This window comes from Pedobacter cryoconitis (assembly GCF_014200595.1).
Classification (GTDB): Bacteria; Bacteroidota; Bacteroidia; order Sphingobacteriales; family Sphingobacteriaceae; genus Pedobacter; species Pedobacter cryoconitis_C.
In genome coordinates, this window is the sequence record NZ_JACHCG010000001.1 from 314,301 (window position 1) to 334,125 (window position 19,825).

Genomic DNA, 19,825 nt, shown 5'->3' on the forward strand with positions numbered 1-19,825 from the left:
TCGCTTTACTTGTAAATATCATTAGTATACTTTGCAAGTAAAGCGATGATTTCTGATTTATCAGCTAAATACCGGTCACACAAAAATACGCCGCCCTGGCGTGTTGCAGGATTGAAGAAAAGGAAAGAACTTACTCCAGGATCATCTCCATCATGGCCAATAGTACCGTTCGTATAAAGGTTCCAGAATATACCTTTATTCCGGTTAGCCAAACTAATTCCTTTAGGCGGGTTGTCTTTTGAAAATTGTGGTGTGAACATCGTTTGGTATGACTCTTTGCTTAAAAGGCTTTGATTGCCATGATAATCATTAATCAGGGCTATCAGATATTTGCTCAGGTCGGTTGTGTTTGTTCTGAGCCCACCATCGGGATAGGTGATACATTCATAAAATGGGAATGACGTTTCCAGATCATAATAGTGTCTGGCATATTGAGCTAACTTCTGAGTATTTAAAAACCAACTGGAATTTTGCATTTTAAGTGGTTTTAAGATATATTTTTCTGTAAACTCAGCGTAAGTCATGCCTGATTTGACTTCAATAAGGTAAGCCGCCAGGGCAGATCCAATATTGCTGTAATGAGACGAACTACCCGGTTCGCTGTCAGCAAAGTTGCCCGTGTTATAATATTTTCCATCACCCGAAAGGTAGTCCTGTAAAAATGCTTTGAGTGACGAGCTGTTAACCTTTTTGTGATAGCCCATATCTTGTAATACTTTATATGCCGAAACATCATATGCAGCAAATCCTTCATCAAATTGGTAGGTATCAGGGAAAATTGCAGGATTATCAAGGATGCTGGAACTATGGTTACTCAATTCTCTTACCGTAATACCGGCCGTTGGATAACTGGGGTTTATTACTTTGAAAGGGAGTATGTCGTTGATCTTGGTTTCTAAGTTGAAATAGCCTGACTCCACTGCTTTCATTAAGGCAATCGCAAGAAAAGTTTTACTTACAGAGCCAATAACCTGTATAGTTTGCGCTGAGTATTTGGTTTTTTTTGCCACATCAGCATAGCCAAAATTCTGTTCGTATATGATTTTCTTTGAATCAACCAATACAACAGACATACCAGTTAAACTTTCTTTTTTAACTATTTGAGCTAGTGATGTGGTAAGCGAATCAAATCTGGACTGCCCATGAGCAATCTGTGTGCAAACGCAAAGCAATGTGCTTCCAATAATCAACTGTTTCCATTTTTTCATCCTGATCAATCTTAGCAGGCTCATAGAATTGGCCAGCAGGAAGATACTACAATCCATAATGACTAAAGAAACTTTATTCATTATGGATTGTAGTATTAATATTGATTTATAAATTATTACGAATATTTAACTTCATCAAATGGAACTCTTAACTGAAGAACTAAAAAAACTATTAATCAGCGGCGGTGCCCATGTGAGTGTAAAAGATGCTATAGCAGATATTCCTTTTGAACTGCTTGGCGAAAGGCCATATGGTTTACCTTATAGTATCTGGCAGCTTGTTGAACATATCAGAATTGCCCAGTGGGATATGCTGGAATTTAGTAAAGACGGCAACCATAAATCGCCAAAGTGGCCCGATGAATATTGGCCAAAAGAAAATGCTCCGGCAGATAAAAATAGTTGGGATAAAACTGTGAAACAGATTGATGATGATTTAAAAGCATTTATTGAATTGGTTGAGCAGCGGGATCTATATGAACCTATTCCGCATGGAAGTGGACAAAACATTTTGAGGGAAGCGCTTCAAATTGCCGATCATAATGCCTATCATACTGCTGAAATTATAGTCATCAGGCGTTTATTGGGTATCTGGAAATAAGCTATTAATGATAAAAAATAAGCAGCCTGGTTTATACCAGGCTGTTCAACGCTTCTTTATTAAATCCCTGGAATTCATTCATCCGGTCTTCCTTCACTTTTTGGACCCAGTAAGGGTCTGCTAAGATAGATCTGCCAACTGCTACCAGATCAAATTCATTAGTATCCATTCTTCGGATGAGTTCATCAATAGAGGTTGGCGATGAATTTTCGCCTGTAAAGATTGTTGTAACGTCATTATCCAAACCCACCGAACCAACTGTAATTGTGGCTTTTCCAGTTAGTTTTTTTGCCCATCCTGCCAGGTTGAGATTTGATCCCGCAAACTCAGGCTCCCAAAACCGGCGGGTCGAACAATGGAAAATATCGATGCCTGCATCTGCCAGTGGGGTTAACCAGGAGGCTAACTCCTGCGGATTTTTAGCCAGCTTGCTGTGGAAATCACTGAACCGCCATTGTGATAAGCGGATCATCAGTGCAAAATCTTCTCCAACCTTTTGACGAACTTCTTTTGTTACTTCTATGGCAAAACGACTTCGCTCTGCTAAAGTTTTTCCGCCAAAAAAATCACTTCTTTTATTGGTGTTTTCCCAAAAAAACTGATCTATCAAATAGCCATGCGCTCCCTGGATCTCCACGCTATTAAACCCCATTCTTTTTGCATGCGCTGCGGCACACCCAAAAGCAGTAATCGTATCTGCAATGTCACTATCGGTCATTGCTTTTCCATTGCCTCGTGTTGAAGGCCCTTCAAATGGGGCGGGAGGCAGCCATCCGGAATGATGATTTTCCTGGATTCCTATGTGCCATAGTTGCGGTGCCATTTGTCCGCCGGCCTGGAGTACTCCGTCAATAACCTGCTGCCATCCTGCCAGTGAATCATCCTTATAAAAATCAGGCACATCAGGTTCATTTCCGGCAGATGGACGGTCAATTATCGTTCCTTCAGAGATAATTAAGCCTACTTCTCCTTCAGCTCTTTTTTTATAATAATTTGCAACATCGGCTGTTGGAATCCCGGCAGGAGAAAATGACCTTGTCATTGGTGACATTACAAAACGGTTTCTTGTATTTAATGATTTCAGGCGGAAAGGCCTGAATAAACTTTCAGTGTTCATTTTCGTCTGATTTTTTCTTATTAAGTTTTTCCATCTCTCTATTTAGGGTTTCTTTTTCAGGGAGAGATTTTGTTAGGGTAATCGCCTTTTGATAGTAATCAATTGCCTTAGCTGCTGCGGTATCTTTATGCAAGTAGGCGAGTAAAGCATAATATTCACTATGGCCTGTAAGTTTTAACTTTTCAACTTCTTGTATACCTCTTTCATTTCCATAAACTCTGGCGAGTGCAAAGGTTCTGTTCAGTGCGGTTACCGGAGAATATTCTATCAGGATAAGCTGATTGTATAATTGTAAAATGTGTTCCCATTTATGCTGATCTGTAGGGCTGGTATGCCAATAAGCGATGCCGGCCTCTAAATGGTATTTTGAGATTTCCGTTCCTGAACAAGCATTCACCAGGTAATAATTCCCTTTGTCAATCAGCTCCTGGCTCCATAAACTTTTATCCTGATGCTCATACAAAATAGTCTCTCCTGAATCATTGGCTCTTGCTGCTAACCTGGAACTCTGAAAACACATTAATGCAAGTAACGCATTAGTCTGAGGGGTATTTGTCCATTCGTTTTCTGTCAAAAAGAGGGTAAGTCTGATCGCTTCTGAACAAAGCTCTTTTCTAATGGGCTGGTTGTTGGACTTAGAGAAATAACCTTCATTAAACAAAAGATACAAGGTTCTTAAAACAGTATCAAGTCTGGAAGAAATACTATCTTGTTTTAATGTTCTGATTTGAAAATTATCCTGGCGAAGTACATTTTTTGCTCTGAGTAACCGTTTCTTGATCGTTTCTTTTTTGCTGAGAAAGGCATCTGCAATTTCCTCTATACTGAATCCGCAAAGAATTTGAAGCGCCAGGCAGATTTGTGCTTCGGTAGAATTTCCCGGATTGCAAACTGCGAAAATCATCGCTAGCTGGCTGTCCGAAATACTTTCTTCATTAAAGTCCGGATCGGCCTCCAACTCTTCATGCTTAATTTCTCTTTTTACCTGCGCTTCAAAGATCGCATGTCTTTTCAGGTAATCCTTAGTTTTGTTTTTAGCAACAGCATAGAGCCAGGCTACTGGATTTTCGGGCAGACCATTCAAATCCCAGACCTCAGTTGCTTTTAGAAATGTTTCACTCACAATGTCTTCCGCAACCACTATGTTTCCCAATCCAAAATGGCGGCATAATACTGCTGTCATCCTGGTATATTCTAACCTGAATAGCTGAGGAATAAGCGCTTGATTTCTAGTTACTGACATTAGCTTTACAGTACTTCTCTTACTTCTATACTACCACCCGTTTTGAAGATGGGATTACCTTTTGCAAACTCCACTGCTTCATCAATAGTCTCTGTTTTTACGATGATATAACCACTGATAAATTCTTTGATTTCCGCATAGGGGCCATCGGTTACTACGTTGCCGGGCTTCACTGTTCTGGCATTTACCGTAGATAAGGTATTGCCTTTGTCAGCCAGTTTGTTTTGAGCAGCAATACCAGCCAGCCAGTTCATTCTTTCCTGGATTTGTTCAGGTGATGGCTTTACATTAGAAGCATTATTCAGCCTGAAGATTAATAAGAATTCTTTCATCGTTTGTAAATTTTAAATGTTTTGCAGCTATGACGATTGAATCTTAAAGATGGGGACAAAAAATATTTATTTTTTAAGAATTACGATAGAAGCTATTTCAACGATTCCAACATTCGGGCAAGTTCAGCCGGCATAGTGATCATAGCATCGTGTCCTGTTTTCAGCTCCAGGTACTTCCAATCCTTACTGGTTTTTGTCTCTTCTGCAAATGGCTTGATAGCGCGGAGTTCAGGATTTGTACAGGCAATATAAGTAAGTGGCAGCTGATTTCCATAAGGATGTTTGAGTACTAAGGGCTGCGTGAAAGTTCTAAAAGGTTGATTTGTTAGGCGTTCATTTACCCATGTAACATCATGTGCATCGGTTATTCCAAAAAACTCAGCCGACAAAAATGGAAGACTTAACCCTTTGTCAAATTGCATAGCGGACTTTATAAAGTTCTCCCGGATATCTTTCGGGCTCACGTCCAGTGCGCTTTGTCCATTTTTCATGAGCATGGCATCAAGAAACACTAGTTTTGACAATCTTTCCGGAATAAGATCTGCGACACCTGCAATAACAGCGCCGGCATAACTATGACCTACCAGAATGACATTGTGGAGGTCTTCTGCCAGGATCAGATTGACAATATCTGTAATATGGGTATTCAGATCAACCTTGCTATTCAAAGTATTTTGATGTTCTCCAAGTCCGCTCAATGTTGGGGTATAAACAAGATCTCCATCAGCGCGTAGTTGTTTACTCACTTTTTGCCAGCACCAGCTTCCATGAAATGCACCGTGTACCAGTACAAAAGCGGGTGGATCTTTCATCGGTTGGGCACTGGTCTGGAAAGCGAAAATGACGGAAATTAGCAGGAGGTAAAATGACTTAAGATGAATTAATTTTATTTTCATAATGATTTATTTTGTGAATGTAAATGTCGCTGTGTGCATTTGTTCAGACAATAACTCACCCTAAAGTGAGTATCAATTCTAATTCATTATGTCAAGTAAACTAAAATCCGGAACATCGAATGCCAATAATCTGGTGGTATTAAGCTGTAAATGTGAAGTTAATGAGGTATTGCGAAGTATTAGTACAAGGTGGAAAATGCAGATTTTGCATAGTATTGCCAGAGATACACGCCAGTTTAGCCTGCTCAAAAATGCTTTTCCTTCTTTATCAGATCAGATGTTGGGTAAGCGGCTTTCGGAGTTGGTTGCAGACCAGTTGATTGATAAAGTTGTTGTAGAGGAAAAAGCACCTATGAAGATTATATATACTCCAACCGTAAAGGGCATGGAGCTATTGCAGATAATTGATGATTTACACCATTGGGGGCTTAAATGGTAACCGTAATTTTTTATTTACTGGAAGAATACTTCTTCGGTTTTACGCCCATATGCGCTTCAAACAATCTTGTGAAGTGGCTAAGGTTTGAAAAACCTAAACGATAACCAACCTCCGAAACGGACAAATTTTCTTCTTTAATCAGATAGGCTGCCTTTTTCATTCTGAAACTTTGGTAATAGCTGTAAATACTATTTCCGAAAATCTGTTTAAAAAGCCGCTTTAATTTAGATTCACTCATGCCTGAAAGTCTGACAAGTTCAGCAAGTACAGGAGGGGTATCAATATCCAAAAGAATGCTATCCTTGATCTGGTATACCCTTTTGACATCGGCGGCATTTAGAGTTTGCAGCGTAGTGTCTTGTCTTTTCAATAACTCTGCAAACAATAAATAAATAAGTTCTTCAGCTTTTATTTTGTAATAAAGATCCTGTAATTCTGTTGCAGGATTTGCGGTGACAATATCAGCCCCAACTTCTTGTATTTGTGGTGAAATTATTTCCTCAAATAAAAAAGGCTGATTACCTGAGGTGATGAGCTGCAAAAGTGTATTTCCCATTTTTGGTTTCAGTAATTCTTTTAAATAAGCTGTACTTATTGTGATAATTATTGAATTGATTTTTTTGTTAGCGGGGAGATTTTCAATATTAAAATCGGTAGTTGCAACTTGTACCGAGGGTAATGATTTTGTGCCTGAAGATGGTTGTAACAACCATTTTTTCAACTCTTCTTTTGACTGATAAATATGGTGAAAAGCAATCACCACAAATTTGTTTTCTTCATTACCGATTCCTCTGTCCAGTACCCATTCTTCTTTTAACTCGTATTGCCGTACCAGAATCCGTAATTCAGGATTGATGATAAAGCCCTTAATATACCCGGTGCCCATATTTGGAGGAATATAAGTCACCCCATTTTCCAGTTTATCTCCGATTTCCTTTGTCGGATCTTTTAAAATTCCACCTTTTACAATTGACTTCATAATTGACCGTTTAGAGCTATTATTTGGACAAAAATAGCTATTTTATTTTATCACGGTCAGGTAAATTTGTGTTGTTAACTAAAAAAGACATATGGAACGATTAAAGAAAACGCAGGTATTAATTTTAGGTGGTGGGATTACCGGACTTGCTGCTGCACTCTATTTAGCGCAACAGGGGGTTGATTTTATCCTGATAGAAAAACACAAAGGTACTTCGATCTATCCAAGAGCGAGAACTATTGATGTGAGGACGATGGAGTTATTCAGAGGACTGGGCATCAATGAAGACCTGCGTGAAGGCGGAAAAGCATTGGCGCCGGCCTGGGGCATTATCCGCGGTAACAACCTGGTGGAGGCACTGGAAAATCCGGTGGGAAAAATTACGCCGCAACAGCTAATGGAAGCTCAAAAAGAGATAAAATCCTTCGCAGAAAACTCCCCTGAAACTGTGTGTCGCTGTACACAGGATATTAGCGAAGCTATCCTGTGTGAAACTGCAAAAGAGCAAGGCTTAGCACTTTGTTTTTATCACGAGATGCTATCTTTCGAACCACATGAAAATGAAGTAGCAGTTTTAGTGAAAGACAGAATAACTGGAGAAGAATATACAATTTTGGCAGATTATATGATTGCAGCAGATGGCGCGAACAGTATAGTAAGAAAACAACTGGGTATCCAGGTATCCGGCAATGGTTCCTGGACGGATTTGCTGAATATCTATTTTGAAGCTGATTTAGAGCATTTAGTGAAAGGGCGGGAGTTTAGCCAGTTTCTGATCAATACACCAGAAATAACGGGTTTTCTTCTGACCATTAACAATAAAGATAAGTGGGCATTTCATTTACGTTTCCATCCTGAAAATGGAGAGACCATAGCTGATTATCCAGAAGAAAAACTGATTGCAATTCTTCAGGATATCCTGGGTATTCCGGATCTGAAGATTTCTATACTTAAAGCTTTGCCATGGCAGCTTACTGTAACAATTGCTGACCAGATGCGTGTCAATAGAGTTTTTCTTGCAGGAGATGCTGCACATACTATGACGCCTTATGCAGGCAAAGGTGCAAATGCAGGTATTCAGGATGTGCAGAATCTGGCCTGGAAACTGGCAGCAGTTTTGAGTCATGAGGCAGATGACGCTTTATTGGGTACTTACGATAAGGAACGTCAGCCTGTAGGGGCTTATTATGCGACGCTTTCGGGTGAGCTGGCGGATAAAAATGGGTTGATAAATGATCAGCTGATGGTTACCAAAGCTAAAGATCTGATGGGTTTACCAGATTACGGATATGAGTCGGCAGCCGTTAAAAGAGCAGCTAATTTACCTTTTACCTATTTTATTGGAGAACCAGGAACGCGGATCCCGCACTTATGGCTCAATGAATTACATACCATATCGTCACTTGACTGGGTAAAAGGGCAGTTTGTTGTCATAGCTAATAGCGGCGAAGGCTGGCAAGCTGAATTTGATCAGCTACACCAGCAGTTCAACATCAATATTGAATTAGTTACATTGAACGACGAAACCATATTGGAAAAATGGAAGCAACTTACCCATACAAAGTACGATGAGGCATTATTAATCAGACCTGATGATTTTGTCGCGGCAAAATTAACAGCAGGTAATTTGCTGAGTGTGATGCAGTCAATTTTAAATAAATAGTGCTAAAGGTCAATGCCAGCCAAATAATACTTGTCTTATGATGGTGAAATGGTAATTTTGCCCCGGATATTAATTACGGACCTTACTCAAAAATTATTATGGAAATTATTGCCGCCCAACTAGAAGATATTGATCAGATTATGCACGTTATTGAACAGGCAAAACATATTATGAGGGCAAATGGTAATCACACACAATGGATCAACGGATATCCGTCAAAAGAAATCATAACAGCTGATATTCGTAATCAGCATGCTTTTGTGTGTCTGATCAATATGGAAATAGTGGGTTATTTCTGTTTGATCACAGGCAATGATCCTGATCCGAATTATAAAGTAATTGAGCAGGGTGCCTGGCTCAACAATGCTCCTTATGGGGTAATACATCGATTGGCCTCTTCAGGAACAGCAAAAGGGATTGCAAGAAAAGCCTTTGATTTTGCATTTAGCCGCATCAATAATGTTAGAGTAGATACGAACCATGACAATCTTCCAATGCAGAATTTTTTGAAGAACAGCGGTTTTACCTATTGTGGAATTATTTATGTAAGTGATGGAACTCCAAGAGATGCTTTTCAGAAAACAATAGCTACCGACCAGGCTTAAACCAATGAAAAGGAGTAGAATGAAGAGATTATTGATGATTGCATTCACTTGTATATTTTCTTATGCAACAGGATTCGTCATATTTCCCTATTCCTATTGGATAGATTATTTTGGTATGCCAACTTCCAGGATAATCATGGACATCCTGGTCAACCTGTTATTTTATGCGGCCATAGTGGAGTTGAGTCTCTTTGCCGATAAGAGATTGAATAAGAGGATTTCGTGGATGGTGCGTCCCTTAAAACGTTTACTCGTCCAGGCACTTTATCAAATTCTGGGGGTGTTGCTTATTGTCATTTGTATGGCCTCCATTTATCTGATATTTGCAGATTTTGTAGGTAAGCCTTCGCCTTATATTGGTCTGAGAGAAGCATTTTACACGCTTATTTTAGTGATGTTCTGGGGCTTGATGATCAGTGCGGTGAATACTGGTGATTTTCTGCTGAAAAATTGGAAAGCTGAAGCTTTAAAGGTAGCTGAATTTGAGATCAAGGAAGCCCAAAATAAGCAATTGGCAGCCGAAATAGAGTTACAGGCACTAAAGTTACAACTTGATCCGCATTTTGTTTTCAATAACCTAAGTGTGCTTTCAGAATTGATATTGAAGGATCAGCAGTTAGGACATGAATACACGGAGAATTTTGCGAAAGTTTACCGGTACCTGTTAATCAATTCAAAAAAGAAACTGATCACATTGCGTGAAGAACTCAAATTTCTTGATGCCTATCTTTTTTTGATCAGGAACCGGATGGGAGAGGGATGTGTTTTTCAGTTAAACATTGATGAGTCAAGGCTTAATATGCTGATCCCACCAGTTACGTTGCAACTTTTCATTGAAAATGCCATAAAGTATAACCGTACAGAAGAAGAAAATCCTTTGGTTGTCCGCATTTATTCAAATGATAATGATGAACTTGTCGTATCAAATACATTATTGCCTTTGATAAAAATGCCGGATTCTACAGGACTGGGCTTGAAAAATATCAGGAGCCGTTACGCTTTATTAGGTGAGAGAAAGCCTGTTATAGAAAAAGATACTCAGAATTTTACCATAAAAGTACCTTTGATCAAATGAATGTAATAAAGAATATTCTGATTTTGGAAGATGAGAAGCCCAATTCAGATCGAATACAAAGGCTGATGCTCAAAATAAGACCTGATATTAAAATTCTTGGTGTTTTACCCAGTGTTAAAAAGACGGTAGAATGGTTTTTAGCAAATGAAGGCCCTGATCTGGTACTGATGGATATACAATTAGCAGACGGGGTAAGTTTTGATATCTTCAGCCTGGCAGATATAAAATGCCCGGTAATCTTTACAACAGCCTATGACGAATATGCTGTAAAGGCGTTTAAATACAATAGCATAGACTACCTGCTTAAGCCAATTGAAAAGGATGAACTGGAAGCCGCCTTTATAAAATTTGAAACTTCAATACACCAGTCGTACCAGCAATATCCTTCGATCGAAGAATTGCTCAGTCAGATCCGGCCGAAAGAATACAGGACACGTTTCTTTCTTCCCTACCGTGACGGTTACAGAAAAATCAATGTGGAAGACATTGCTTTTTTTTATTCCCAGCTGAACATTAGTTATGCAAATTTATTTAGCGGAGAGCAAGTTGTAGTACCACAGACCCTGGAAATGCTGGAACAGGAATTGGAACCCAAAAATTTCTTCAGAGTAAACCGTCAGTATATTGTACATGTTAACGCTATTGAAAAGGTGCATAATTTTTTCAATGGTAAGTTAAAGCTTATAGTGAAAAACCATGAACAGGATGTCATTGTGAGCAGAACAAAAGCACCTTTATTCAAAACCTGGTTAGACTATTAATTCCAAAATCATTTCAATATATCCTATCTGCAATTCACCGGACCTTTTCGCTGTTTCACTCAGAAAGTCAAATTAAGGAGCTTGTGTTCATTCTAATTTTGTGTTATTAAGTCATAATAAATAACATAAAAAAATGAAAAACACAAACGCAATGACATTGGCGAACTCAGAGGTTGGAACAATCGGAGTTGCTGATTATAAGCAAAAGAAGTTTGAAGTAGAAGGTCGTATGATAAAGACGCTGTTGATTCTTTTTATTCTGGTAGTATCCACACTACATGTTTCAGCCCAAAAAACAGTAGTACTGGATGCCTTTTCCAAACATGGTATTGATGCTGGTATCCTCAGCCCGGCTAATTTACAGGAGCCAGATGATTACGCCTTCGACTTCAGGCAAACTACGATAGCTGCCAACAAAACAACTGTTACGATAGCCAAATTTGACCCATCCGGTCCAAAAGAGGAACAATGGACTGTAATTTCTGTAAATGGAAAATCTCCATCGAAGGGAGATATCAGTTCCTTTCGGAAAAATAAAGTTAAAGAGGGGGCTTCGGGACAGGCCGATGACGCAAGCTACAAGATTGAAAAAGAATCAGCAGACTATCTGGTGGTTAGTTATAAGCCTAATGCCACAACTGTTTCAAAGGATGCTGCTTTTATGAAAGACTGTAGATTGTACATGACCATTAACCTCAAAAGCTGTAAGCTGGAGCAAGTACAGGCCTTGAATGAAAAGCCGCTGAAAATTAAAATCCTGAATGCTGAAAAGCTTGACCTGATTACAAAATATAGCCATAATGACCAGGCGAAGCGTTATTTTCCGATAAATGAAGATCTTAATATACAAGCTAAATTTATGGGACAGGCAGTAAATGTACAGACAGTCACAGAACGTTCAAACTTTACTAAGAAATAAGGATAGGGTATTTAGTTGAACATGAACTTTGATCCTAAATTCTCCTGAGTTTTTTATAAGCTCAGGAGAATTTTTGTTTATGATCATGTTCCAATGACTTCTTTGCGATGCGCGAGACCCCAGGTCCAGAGTTCGTATAAAACTTTCTTAAGTGACATACCGTGGGTAGTCATCGTATATTCCACCGTTGGAGGGAAAGTATTATGCACATCTCTTTGAATCAATTTGTTCGCTTGTAAACTTTTTAATTCCTTAGATAAGGTTTTATCTGTTATTCCATTTACCTCTCTTGAAATTTCTTTGAATCGTTTAGGCCCGCCGCACAGCGAATACAGGATAAGCAATTTCCATCTGCCATCAACAGCTTCCAGGGCGTCTTTGATAGAAAGCATTGCTTTTGAACAATCATTTTCTAATAACATGGTATTAATTTTAAAGTTACTTCCCCTTTGGATAGCACTATCCAAAGGGGAAGCGCTATCGTTTGGATAGTAAAGGTAGCTACTTTTGTGATTGAAAGAAAATGACATGATAAAGAAAACACCTTTTGATCAGCACAAGCGCCAGAGGCGCATAATTTTAATAACCGTGTGTATCGCTCTCATGGCGGTCATCGCTTCAGTGAGTGGTTTAAATGTTGCTCAGCCCAAGCTCGCAGCAGAGTTCAATGCCTCACAGCATACCATCCTATGGATGATCAATATATATACTATAAGTTTGGCAGCACTGCTGCTGCCCCTGGGAGCGGTTGGAGATCGGATGGGTCGCAAACCCATGTTGCTTGCAGGCCTGGTTATTTTCGGCGCAGCAAGTGTAATGTCCGGCTTAGCCACTTCTTCTATTATTATGCTTGCGGCACGGCTTTTAAGTGGCATTGGTGCTGCAATGATTATGCCGGTCACTCTAGCTGTTATTACTTCGACTTTTCCGAATGAAGAACGTTCAAAGGCTATTGGTGTGTGGACTGGCGTGGCGGGGGGCGGGGGGATTCTGGGGATGTACCTCTCTGCCGTGCTGGTTGACCTGGCCAACTGGCGCTGGCTCTTTGCGCTCCCGATACTATTGGCCATTGTGGCTATTGCGCTGACATTGCGCTTTATTCCTGACTCACGAGAAAAGACGGTGCACAGGTTCGATATTGTTGGTTCACTGTTATCAATAATTGCAATGATCGGAATTGTTTTTACACTCCATGAGGCGCCCGGTCAGGGCTGGGATAATCCGATGACGCTTATAAGCTTAATCATTGGTATAGCAGCTGTCTTTGGTTTTGTGCTATGGGAATTGCGTCAGCAGGAACCCCTTCTTGATATACGCCTTTTTCGCAAACGGGGTCTTTCCAGCGGGTCTGTTTCTTTGCTAACCATCTTTGGAGTGCAGGCCGGAATATTTGTAGTTCTCTTTCCTTATTTTCAAGGAGTTCTAGGTTGGTCCGGTCTTCGCTCCACACTCGCAATGATGCCAATGGCGCTGCTAATGATGCTCGCTTCAGGCTTGGCGCCAGTAGCGGCCGCCCGTATTGGAAGCCGTTCTACTATGGCTGTGGGAGTAATATTTGGCGGTGTGGGGGCAGCTCTTATGGCAACGCTTGTTTCTGTTGACGGTGGCTACCTGTCAGTTCTTCCTGGCATGCTCGCTATGGGATTTGGCATGGGATTAACAATGACCCCTTCTACCGAGGCCATTACTTTAGCGTTGCCTATTGAACGTCAGGGTGTTGCCTCTGCGCTCAATGATGTGACCCGTGAACTGGGCACGGCTCTTGGTGTTGCGCTGCTTGGCGCCCTTGTTACTGCCGGTTATAGTAACGCTATTGATTGCCGGTTGGATCAGATTCCCACTGGCACGGCGGCTTTAGCCCGTGAAGGTATTGCGAATGCTTTGATAGCAGCAGAAGGCACCGGTTCTCAATCTGCAATTCTGATCCGTATTGCCCGGGAGTCTTTTGTTTATGGCTGGCAGCAGGCCATGTGGGCCGGTGCAGGTGTGATGGCAATCTTGTTTGTTTATATTCTTGCACGTGGCCCGCGCGGACAGTAAAATTGGAAAAAGATAAGCATACAATTTAATAGACAGGAAAAATGAATAAGATAGAGATTTTTAAAACAAATATTCAAGAGCAAAGTCAGGCTGAGCAAGTACGCAGTACACTGCTAAACATTTTGCCGGATGCCAGGATTAATTTTGACCTCGATGATTGCGATAAAATACTTCGGATCGAAAATTTAAACTTTGATCCAGGTATCGTCGTATCAGTTGTCGAAGACCTTGGTTTTTTATGTAAAGTGATGCCCGACCGGGTCTGTAAAGCTGCAGCCAATCCGGCAGAGGAGATGAAAGGATTCTGGGATTCCAGTTTTATTGAACATAAAGCAATGTGGGGTTTTGAACCGACCAATTCTGCGGTCATTGCTAAAGATATGTTTATAGCACAAGGGATTAAAGATGTGCTTATACCAGGTATTGGTTATGGTAGAAATGCACGCGTTTTTATGGAGAACGATATCAAAGTAACAGGGATTGAAATATCTCCCACAGCAATCGAAATGGCAAAAGAATATTATAGTTCCGATATGGAAATCTTCCAGGGATCGGTTACTGATATGCCATTTGATACCCATTTATATGAAGGGATTTTTTGTTACGGACTTGTTTATTTATTGAATCCTGGGCAAAGAAAGAAAATGATCAGTGATTCTTATAATCAATTGAAGCCCGGAGGCTGGATGATCTTTTCTGTAGTTTCTAAAAGTTCCCCGAACTATGGAAAAGGTAAAGAGGTTGGAAAGGATACATTTGAGATTGGGAAAGGTGGGCAGATTTTCTTCTATGATATGGATACAGCCAGGCAGGATTTTGAAAAATACGGGTTAACAGATCTTTTCGAAATTGACGAACCAAACAACACTTCAACAAATAAATCATCCTTTAAGTTTATACTTATTAAGTGTAAAAAATAATCCAGGCGCTGAGGATTAAAAACCCTTCATATAAAAAACATTGAACCGGTGGCCATCCGGGTCTGCAAAGATAAAACCGTAATACTCTTTGCCGAATTCTTCTGGACTGGAAATAATTTCCCCGCCTGCTTTTTTAACCTCTTCTGCCCAACTGTTTACCTGATCTTTACTTTTAGCAGAAAGCGTGAACACAACTTCGTTTCCTTTGTGTGCGTCTGCTATTTTACCTTTTATATTGGTTTCGAGGATCTCTTTTAAAAAAAAGTGAATAACGAAGTCACGTTCCCCAACAAGGAAGCTTGTCAATTCTTTAGAGGGGTGTGAGTTGTTGGATTTAAATCCCAACTCGGTATAGAATTTCGTTGTTCGCTCTAAATCACTTACGGCCAGATTTGACCAGATCATTTTTGGATTCATAATGCTTATCTTTTAATAAACTGTCTTACTAAAGTATAACTTAATATACGAGTTTTCTAGTTCAAAAACGCCAATTAATGGGTGTGTTTGAGACAATTAAAGATAGCTAACGGTTTAACCACTGTTTTAATAAATACTTCAGACAGATCAAATTTAGCCTCAGCTGGAAGTTTGGCAAAAGCAGGAAAAACGAAAATTGCCGGAGTAATCCTCAGAAGATGATCACCTGTCTTCAGGTAAAAGCAAGCAGGCTCCGGAAATACTAAAACCATAATGCTGGAAATTTTAAAATAGAGTTTGACATTTTAAATATTACTTTTAAATAAATTCAATTTATATGTTCAAGTACACGCTCTCAGAAAAAGATATAATAACCTATATGTTATACTATTTATCATCAAATAGAAAAACAAGAAACATGAGTAAAAAAACATTATGGATTTATAGTGGGTGTTTAATAATGATGGCAATTATATGTTATGCAATAGGGGATATAATTGCAAGTATTGTTATTTCCTGGTTGACTATCTTTTTAGTCATTTATACTTTGTTCTTAAGAAATTATCTGATGACTAAGGCCATGAAAGAATTGCAGTAAGAGATATGAAAGACATGATCGGATCTAATATTCAATTAGAAATTAACGAAGACCATTTACACTTTACAGATCAGGCCGGCGAGTATAAATATCTATATTCTGGCTTTATTTTAATTAGTGAATCGAGTTCATATTACTTTATTAAACTGAATAATTCACAGTGTATAATCATACCAAAAATAAATAATGAAATGGAACAAAGTATGAAATCTATGATTGCCAGGTATAGTTTAGCTCATAAATTACAATTAGACATTAAAGTTTAAATATACAAGATGAAGAAATTTAATCAATACGAATAGGTACATTCATATTTACCCTTACATTCTTCCCATTCTGAATACCGGGTTCCCATTTTGGAAGAGATTTAACTACGCGCAATGCTTCCTTGTCAATGGAAGGGTGAACGCTTTGCGCTATTTGAACATCTACAATACTACCATCCCGATCTACAATAAATTTAATGACAACTTTTCCCGGTGAATACTGTACATTTTCAGGCATTATAAATTTTGCAGAAATGAACTTATAAAGCTCTGACATTCCCCCGGGATATTTTGGGAATTTATCCATGGTCACATATTCATAGGTTTCCTTTCCATCTTTTATAAGGTTAAGTTTCTGATACTCCTTCTGTAAAGTTTGCTTACCATTGGCATCCCAACTCATCTCAGATTGCAATTCATCACGCTTATAAAAGTTCTTAGCTTTTTGTTTGCCATTTTTATAATACCAGTTGAATTCTCCGTCCCATACATTGGGATTAAGTGATGAATAGTTCCCTGTCATTTGAAGTTCACCAGTTTTGTAGTAATCAGAGATTTCATATTTCTTTCCTTCCTCAATGGTCTTTGTAACCCGGAAATAGGAACTCAGTTGTTTAGTAGATGGTTTCCAGTCTGAACCCAGATAGGTAGTGTCTGTCTTTTGCCCGAAAGCATTGATACCAATCATTAAGAGTAGAAAGAGAAAGATTTTGAGCATTTTCATGATTTAATAATGGCCAGGCCGAATGTACATTTTTAAATTTTATTGAAAGATATGCAGCTGTTGTTATGGTAATGCAAAACAGTATTTATATTATTGCACTCCTATAAATAAAATAAATATGGCTTCAGGTATTTTTGCGATTTTAGATGATATTGCTTCTTTAATGGACGATGTTGCAGTAACAGCTAAAATAGCTGCCAGAAAAACTGCTGGTATTTTGGGTGATGATTTAGCGGTGAATGCAGAAAAAGCCACTGGTTTTATGGCTTCCCGTGAATTACCTGTCCTTTGGGCAATCACCAAAGGATCATTAGTTAACAAGCTTATAATTGTCCCTATTGCACTAATACTAAATGCGTTTTTTCCTGTTGCTATTAAAGTCATCCTGGTTTTAGGAGGATTTTATCTGGCTTATGAAGGAGTTGAAAAAATAATCGAATACCTTTTCCATCGCTCAAAAGAAGGACATGAAGCACCAGTTACAAGTAAACAAGAAGATAGCGATCCGGAAAAAACAAAGATCAGATCTGCGGTAACAACCGATTTTATTCTATCTGTAGAGATCGTCATTATTGCATTAGGAACTGTTTTACAAGAAAATATAACGGTACAGATTCTGACAGTTTCAATTGTTGCATTATTGGCAACAATTGGTGTCTATGGCATAGTTGCGCTCATTGTAAGAATGGATGATGCTGGTTACAAACTGATCCGGAGTTCCAATGAAAAAGGTTTTCTTGCAAGTCTGGGTCTTTTGCTGGTTAAATCTCTTCCTGTGATTATCAGAATTCTGGCTGTAGTTGGAACCATTGCTTTAATCTTGGTTTCGGGTGGTATTTTTGTTCATAACATTGATTATTTACATCATTTACTTCCAGAAACAGCATCGATAATTAAGGAGTTAGTTATTGGCTTAATGGCAGGAATAATTGCAGTTGCAATTATTACAGGTAGTAAAAAGGTAATTTCATTATTCAGGTAATTCCTCTCGTTTTCTTACAATTTTTACCGGCTGGACTATTTTAATTTTGGTTAACAAATCAGAGGTAATAAAAAAAGAAAGCCATGAAATTACATACCATTTTAGGTGCCACCGGTACCATCGCTACAGAATTAATACCAGTTTTAAAATCACACCAATTGAATATCAGGTTGGTATCCAGGACCCCGCAGCAAATTGAAGGTACGGAATCGATAGCGGCAAACATGCTTAACTATGATCAGGTACTGAAAGCTGTAACTGGCTCAGAAGTCGTTTACCTTATTATCGGTATCACCTACAATGCTGTGATATGGAAAAAGGAATGGCCGGTGATTATGCGCAACGTTATTGATGCGTGTATAGCTACAGGAGCTAAACTGATCTTTTTTGATAATGTATACATGTATGGCAGGGTAAACGGAGCCATGACCGAAAATACACCTTACTTTCCTTCTAGCAAAAAAGGAAGGGTACGTATCGAAATTGCCCGTATGTTATTACAGGAAATGGCTGCCGGAACAATTAAGGCTACCATAGCCAGAGCTGTGGATTTTTACGGCCCCGGGGTTACGGACAAAAGTGCTGCCGGTACACTGGTTTTTAACAATATGAAAAAAGGAAAAACCGCTCAATGGCCTATAAATGCAGACGTACCACGCTCGTATAATTATACTCCTGATGCCGCTGAAGCTCTTTATATCCTCGCAAGCCATGAAAAATCATTCGGACAGGTTTGGCATCTGCCTTCAGTAAGTCCGCTTACCGGAAGACAATTTATTAAACTTGCAGCGAAATACATGAATAGTTCTGATCAGGTGACTGTACTGCCTAAATGGTTGTTAAAAGTAATCGGCTTTTTCAATCCTTTTATGAAAGAAGCATATGAAATGAATTACCAGGACGAATTTCCATTTCAATTCAGCTCGGCCAAGTTTGAAAAAGCTTTCAACTTTACACCGACATCTTATGAAGATGCAGTAAAAGTGACTGCCGAATGGTTTCTGAAAAACTAAGTCCGGGATGCCAGCTAATCCGACGTACTATCAGCTGTATACGCTTTCAAAATTCGTAATGACGGGGCAAAGAACAGACTTCCTGTATGGGCGGTACTAAAATCCAGTATTCTGTCATAATTTCCTGATGGAACTCCTATAAACATGCGCTCTAACATTTTATGGGTGGTACTGAACGTGTTGGCATATGCAATAAAGTATGTGCCAACCTCGTTTTTAGAAGGATTTCCAAAAGGCATATTGTCCCTTACGATCTTCAGTTCGTTGCCTTTTTCATCTTCTATAGCAGCCAGAGCACTATGTGAATTATCGGGCTTTATAGCATCGGGTAACTCAATGTCACTTGTCTTATGCCGCCCGATTACTTTTTCCTGTGCTTCGACAGGCAGCTTTGTCCAGTCCTGCATATTGTGCAGATATTTTTGTATAAAAAGATAACTTCCTCCTTTAAAGGCCGCATCCTCATCACCGACAATGGCAAATAATTCGCGTTGGTCGCCTATAGGATTTTCTGTGCCATCTACAAAGCCCAGAATAGAACGTCCATCCCAATATCTGAAGCCATGTATTTCTTCCAGTGCATCGGCAACGGGGTATAATATTTCTGTTATAGCAGTGAGCATATCAAAGCAAACTGACATATCCGTACCACGTAAATGAAAATGCAGGTCTCCGGGAGTAGCTACGGCTGTATGTTTTGATCCGGTAATTGCTTCGAAAGTTTTCAATTCTTTAGGCAGTGGTGTGGGTAAGGAAAGTTGAATCCAGGCATCATGGCCAATACCCATTACACAGCTTATACGTCCGTCTGGAATTCGTACTGCATAAGAATGATTTAAATTAGCGACCAGCGCACAAAGGTTTTCGAAAGCGGGTTTGATTTCTATATTCGCTTTAAATTTCCAAACAGAGAAGATTGTATTTGTATTCGGGTAGTCAGTGACATTTTGTGATTCTTGCATTATTGCTCTTTTTGTATATTGCTCTGCAAAAATGAAAAAATTAAAGCCGTAAAATGAATAATAAT

At 39.2% G+C, this 19,825-nt stretch carries 23 protein-coding genes; 12 read left to right on the forward strand and 11 right to left on the reverse strand.

Annotation, left to right across the window (positions count from 1 at the left end; translation table 11 throughout):
• Positions 1-5 precede the first annotated feature (5 nt).
• On the reverse strand, positions 6-1,289 hold the full coding sequence (locus HDE70_RS01490) for a serine hydrolase domain-containing protein (protein WP_183887606.1): 1,284 nt from the start codon (positions 1,287-1,289) through the stop codon (positions 6-8).
• A 58-nt stretch (positions 1,290-1,347) separates the two neighbouring features.
• Here HDE70_RS01490 and HDE70_RS01495 point away from each other — a divergent pair, with 58 nt between their 5' ends.
• Positions 1,348-1,809: a DinB family protein gene (locus tag HDE70_RS01495; RefSeq protein WP_183867793.1), complete on the forward strand. Its 462-nt coding sequence runs from the start codon at positions 1,348-1,350 to the stop codon at positions 1,807-1,809.
• Positions 1,810-1,840: 31 nt separating this feature from the next.
• Here the strand turns inward: HDE70_RS01495 and HDE70_RS01500 are convergent, their stop codons facing one another.
• The 4 genes from HDE70_RS01500 to HDE70_RS01515 form a co-directional block, all read right to left on the reverse strand.
• Positions 1,841-2,926 carry an NADH:flavin oxidoreductase gene (locus HDE70_RS01500; protein ID WP_183887608.1) on the reverse strand — a complete coding sequence of 362 codons (1,086 nt, stop codon included), beginning with the start codon at positions 2,924-2,926 and terminating at the stop codon, positions 1,841-1,843.
• Entirely contained in the window at positions 2,916-4,169 is a 1,254-nt protein-coding gene (locus tag HDE70_RS01505) for an RNA polymerase sigma factor (RefSeq protein ID WP_183887610.1), read from the reverse strand. Before HDE70_RS01505 ends, HDE70_RS01500 begins: the two co-directional genes overlap by 11 nt.
• A 5-nt stretch (positions 4,170-4,174) precedes the next feature.
• Positions 4,175-4,501, reverse strand: a complete 327-nt coding sequence (locus HDE70_RS01510) for a YciI family protein (RefSeq protein ID WP_183867790.1) — start codon at positions 4,499-4,501, stop codon at positions 4,175-4,177.
• A gap of 92 nt (positions 4,502-4,593) precedes the next feature.
• A complete protein-coding gene (locus HDE70_RS01515; protein ID WP_183887613.1) occupies positions 4,594-5,397 on the reverse strand; it encodes an alpha/beta hydrolase in 804 nt (267 codons plus the stop codon).
• Positions 5,398-5,485: 88 nt separating this feature from the next.
• Between HDE70_RS01515 and HDE70_RS01520 the strand changes: the two genes are divergently transcribed.
• Positions 5,486-5,836 carry a winged helix-turn-helix transcriptional regulator gene (locus tag HDE70_RS01520; RefSeq protein WP_183887615.1) on the forward strand — a complete coding sequence of 117 codons (351 nt, stop codon included), beginning with the start codon at positions 5,486-5,488 and terminating at the stop codon, positions 5,834-5,836.
• Between the two features lie 10 nt (positions 5,837-5,846).
• Here HDE70_RS01520 and HDE70_RS01525 read toward each other — a convergent pair whose 3' ends face one another.
• On the reverse strand, positions 5,847-6,815 hold the full coding sequence (locus HDE70_RS01525; protein WP_183887617.1) for an AraC family transcriptional regulator: 969 nt from the start codon (positions 6,813-6,815) through the stop codon (positions 5,847-5,849).
• A gap of 91 nt (positions 6,816-6,906) precedes the next feature.
• Between HDE70_RS01525 and HDE70_RS01530 the strand changes: the two genes are divergently transcribed.
• From HDE70_RS01530 to HDE70_RS01550, 5 genes are all read left to right on the forward strand, one after another.
• A complete protein-coding gene (locus tag HDE70_RS01530) occupies positions 6,907-8,478 on the forward strand; it encodes an FAD-dependent oxidoreductase (RefSeq protein ID WP_183887620.1) in 1,572 nt (523 codons plus the stop codon).
• A 98-nt stretch (positions 8,479-8,576) separates the two neighbouring features.
• Positions 8,577-9,083 carry a GNAT family N-acetyltransferase gene (locus HDE70_RS01535; protein WP_183887622.1) on the forward strand — a complete coding sequence of 169 codons (507 nt, stop codon included), beginning with the start codon at positions 8,577-8,579 and terminating at the stop codon, positions 9,081-9,083.
• A gap of 19 nt (positions 9,084-9,102) precedes the next feature.
• Positions 9,103-10,158, forward strand: coding sequence for a sensor histidine kinase (locus tag HDE70_RS01540; protein ID WP_183887624.1), 1,056 nt, complete (start codon positions 9,103-9,105; stop codon positions 10,156-10,158).
• Positions 10,155-10,919 (forward strand): LytR/AlgR family response regulator transcription factor, encoded by a 765-nt coding sequence (locus HDE70_RS01545; RefSeq protein ID WP_183887626.1) that lies wholly within the window; start codon positions 10,155-10,157, stop codon positions 10,917-10,919. Before HDE70_RS01540 ends, HDE70_RS01545 begins: the two co-directional genes overlap by 4 nt.
• A gap of 133 nt (positions 10,920-11,052) precedes the next feature.
• Positions 11,053-11,838, forward strand: coding sequence for a hypothetical protein (locus HDE70_RS01550; protein WP_183887628.1), 786 nt, complete (start codon positions 11,053-11,055; stop codon positions 11,836-11,838).
• An 83-nt stretch (positions 11,839-11,921) separates the two neighbouring features.
• On the opposite strand, the gene HDE70_RS01555 is transcribed toward HDE70_RS01550, so the two are convergent.
• Entirely contained in the window at positions 11,922-12,260 is a 339-nt protein-coding gene (locus HDE70_RS01555) for a winged helix-turn-helix transcriptional regulator (RefSeq protein WP_183887630.1), read from the reverse strand.
• A gap of 91 nt (positions 12,261-12,351) precedes the next feature.
• Between HDE70_RS01555 and HDE70_RS01560 the strand changes: the two genes are divergently transcribed.
• Together HDE70_RS01560 and HDE70_RS01565 are read left to right on the forward strand one after the other, a co-directional pair.
• Positions 12,352-13,878 (forward strand): MFS transporter, encoded by a 1,527-nt coding sequence (locus HDE70_RS01560; RefSeq protein ID WP_221301993.1) that lies wholly within the window; start codon positions 12,352-12,354, stop codon positions 13,876-13,878.
• 41 nt (positions 13,879-13,919) lie between these two features.
• Positions 13,920-14,798: a class I SAM-dependent methyltransferase gene (locus tag HDE70_RS01565; RefSeq protein ID WP_260159856.1), complete on the forward strand. Its 879-nt coding sequence runs from the start codon at positions 13,920-13,922 to the stop codon at positions 14,796-14,798.
• Positions 14,799-14,813: 15 nt separating this feature from the next.
• Here the strand turns inward: HDE70_RS01565 and HDE70_RS01570 are convergent, their stop codons facing one another.
• Both HDE70_RS01570 and HDE70_RS01575 read right to left on the reverse strand, forming a co-directional pair.
• The gene (locus HDE70_RS01570) at positions 14,814-15,215 is read right to left on the reverse strand and encodes a VOC family protein (protein WP_183867779.1); all 402 of its coding nucleotides are present in this window, start codon (positions 15,213-15,215) and stop codon (positions 14,814-14,816) included.
• Positions 15,216-15,289: 74 nt separating this feature from the next.
• Complete coding sequence (locus HDE70_RS01575) at positions 15,290-15,487, reverse strand: hypothetical protein (protein WP_183867778.1); 198 nt, start codon at positions 15,485-15,487, stop codon at positions 15,290-15,292.
• 340 nt (positions 15,488-15,827) lie between these two features.
• Here HDE70_RS01575 and HDE70_RS27460 point away from each other — a divergent pair, with 340 nt between their 5' ends.
• Entirely contained in the window at positions 15,828-16,079 is a 252-nt protein-coding gene (locus HDE70_RS27460; protein ID WP_411268044.1) for a YcxB family protein, read from the forward strand.
• 19 nt (positions 16,080-16,098) lie between these two features.
• Here HDE70_RS27460 and HDE70_RS01585 read toward each other — a convergent pair whose 3' ends face one another.
• Positions 16,099-16,797 (reverse strand): energy transducer TonB, encoded by a 699-nt coding sequence (locus HDE70_RS01585; protein WP_183887634.1) that lies wholly within the window; start codon positions 16,795-16,797, stop codon positions 16,099-16,101.
• Between the two features lie 124 nt (positions 16,798-16,921).
• Between HDE70_RS01585 and HDE70_RS01590 the strand changes: the two genes are divergently transcribed.
• Positions 16,922-17,785 carry a DUF808 domain-containing protein gene (locus HDE70_RS01590; RefSeq protein ID WP_183887636.1) on the forward strand — a complete coding sequence of 288 codons (864 nt, stop codon included), beginning with the start codon at positions 16,922-16,924 and terminating at the stop codon, positions 17,783-17,785.
• A gap of 83 nt (positions 17,786-17,868) precedes the next feature.
• Positions 17,869-18,798 carry an NAD-dependent epimerase/dehydratase family protein gene (locus tag HDE70_RS01595; RefSeq protein ID WP_183887638.1) on the forward strand — a complete coding sequence of 310 codons (930 nt, stop codon included), beginning with the start codon at positions 17,869-17,871 and terminating at the stop codon, positions 18,796-18,798.
• Between the two features lie 14 nt (positions 18,799-18,812).
• Here HDE70_RS01595 and HDE70_RS01600 read toward each other — a convergent pair whose 3' ends face one another.
• The gene (locus HDE70_RS01600; RefSeq protein WP_221301994.1) at positions 18,813-19,760 is read right to left on the reverse strand and encodes a Dyp-type peroxidase; all 948 of its coding nucleotides are present in this window, start codon (positions 19,758-19,760) and stop codon (positions 18,813-18,815) included.
• Positions 19,761-19,825: the final 65 nt, after the last annotated feature.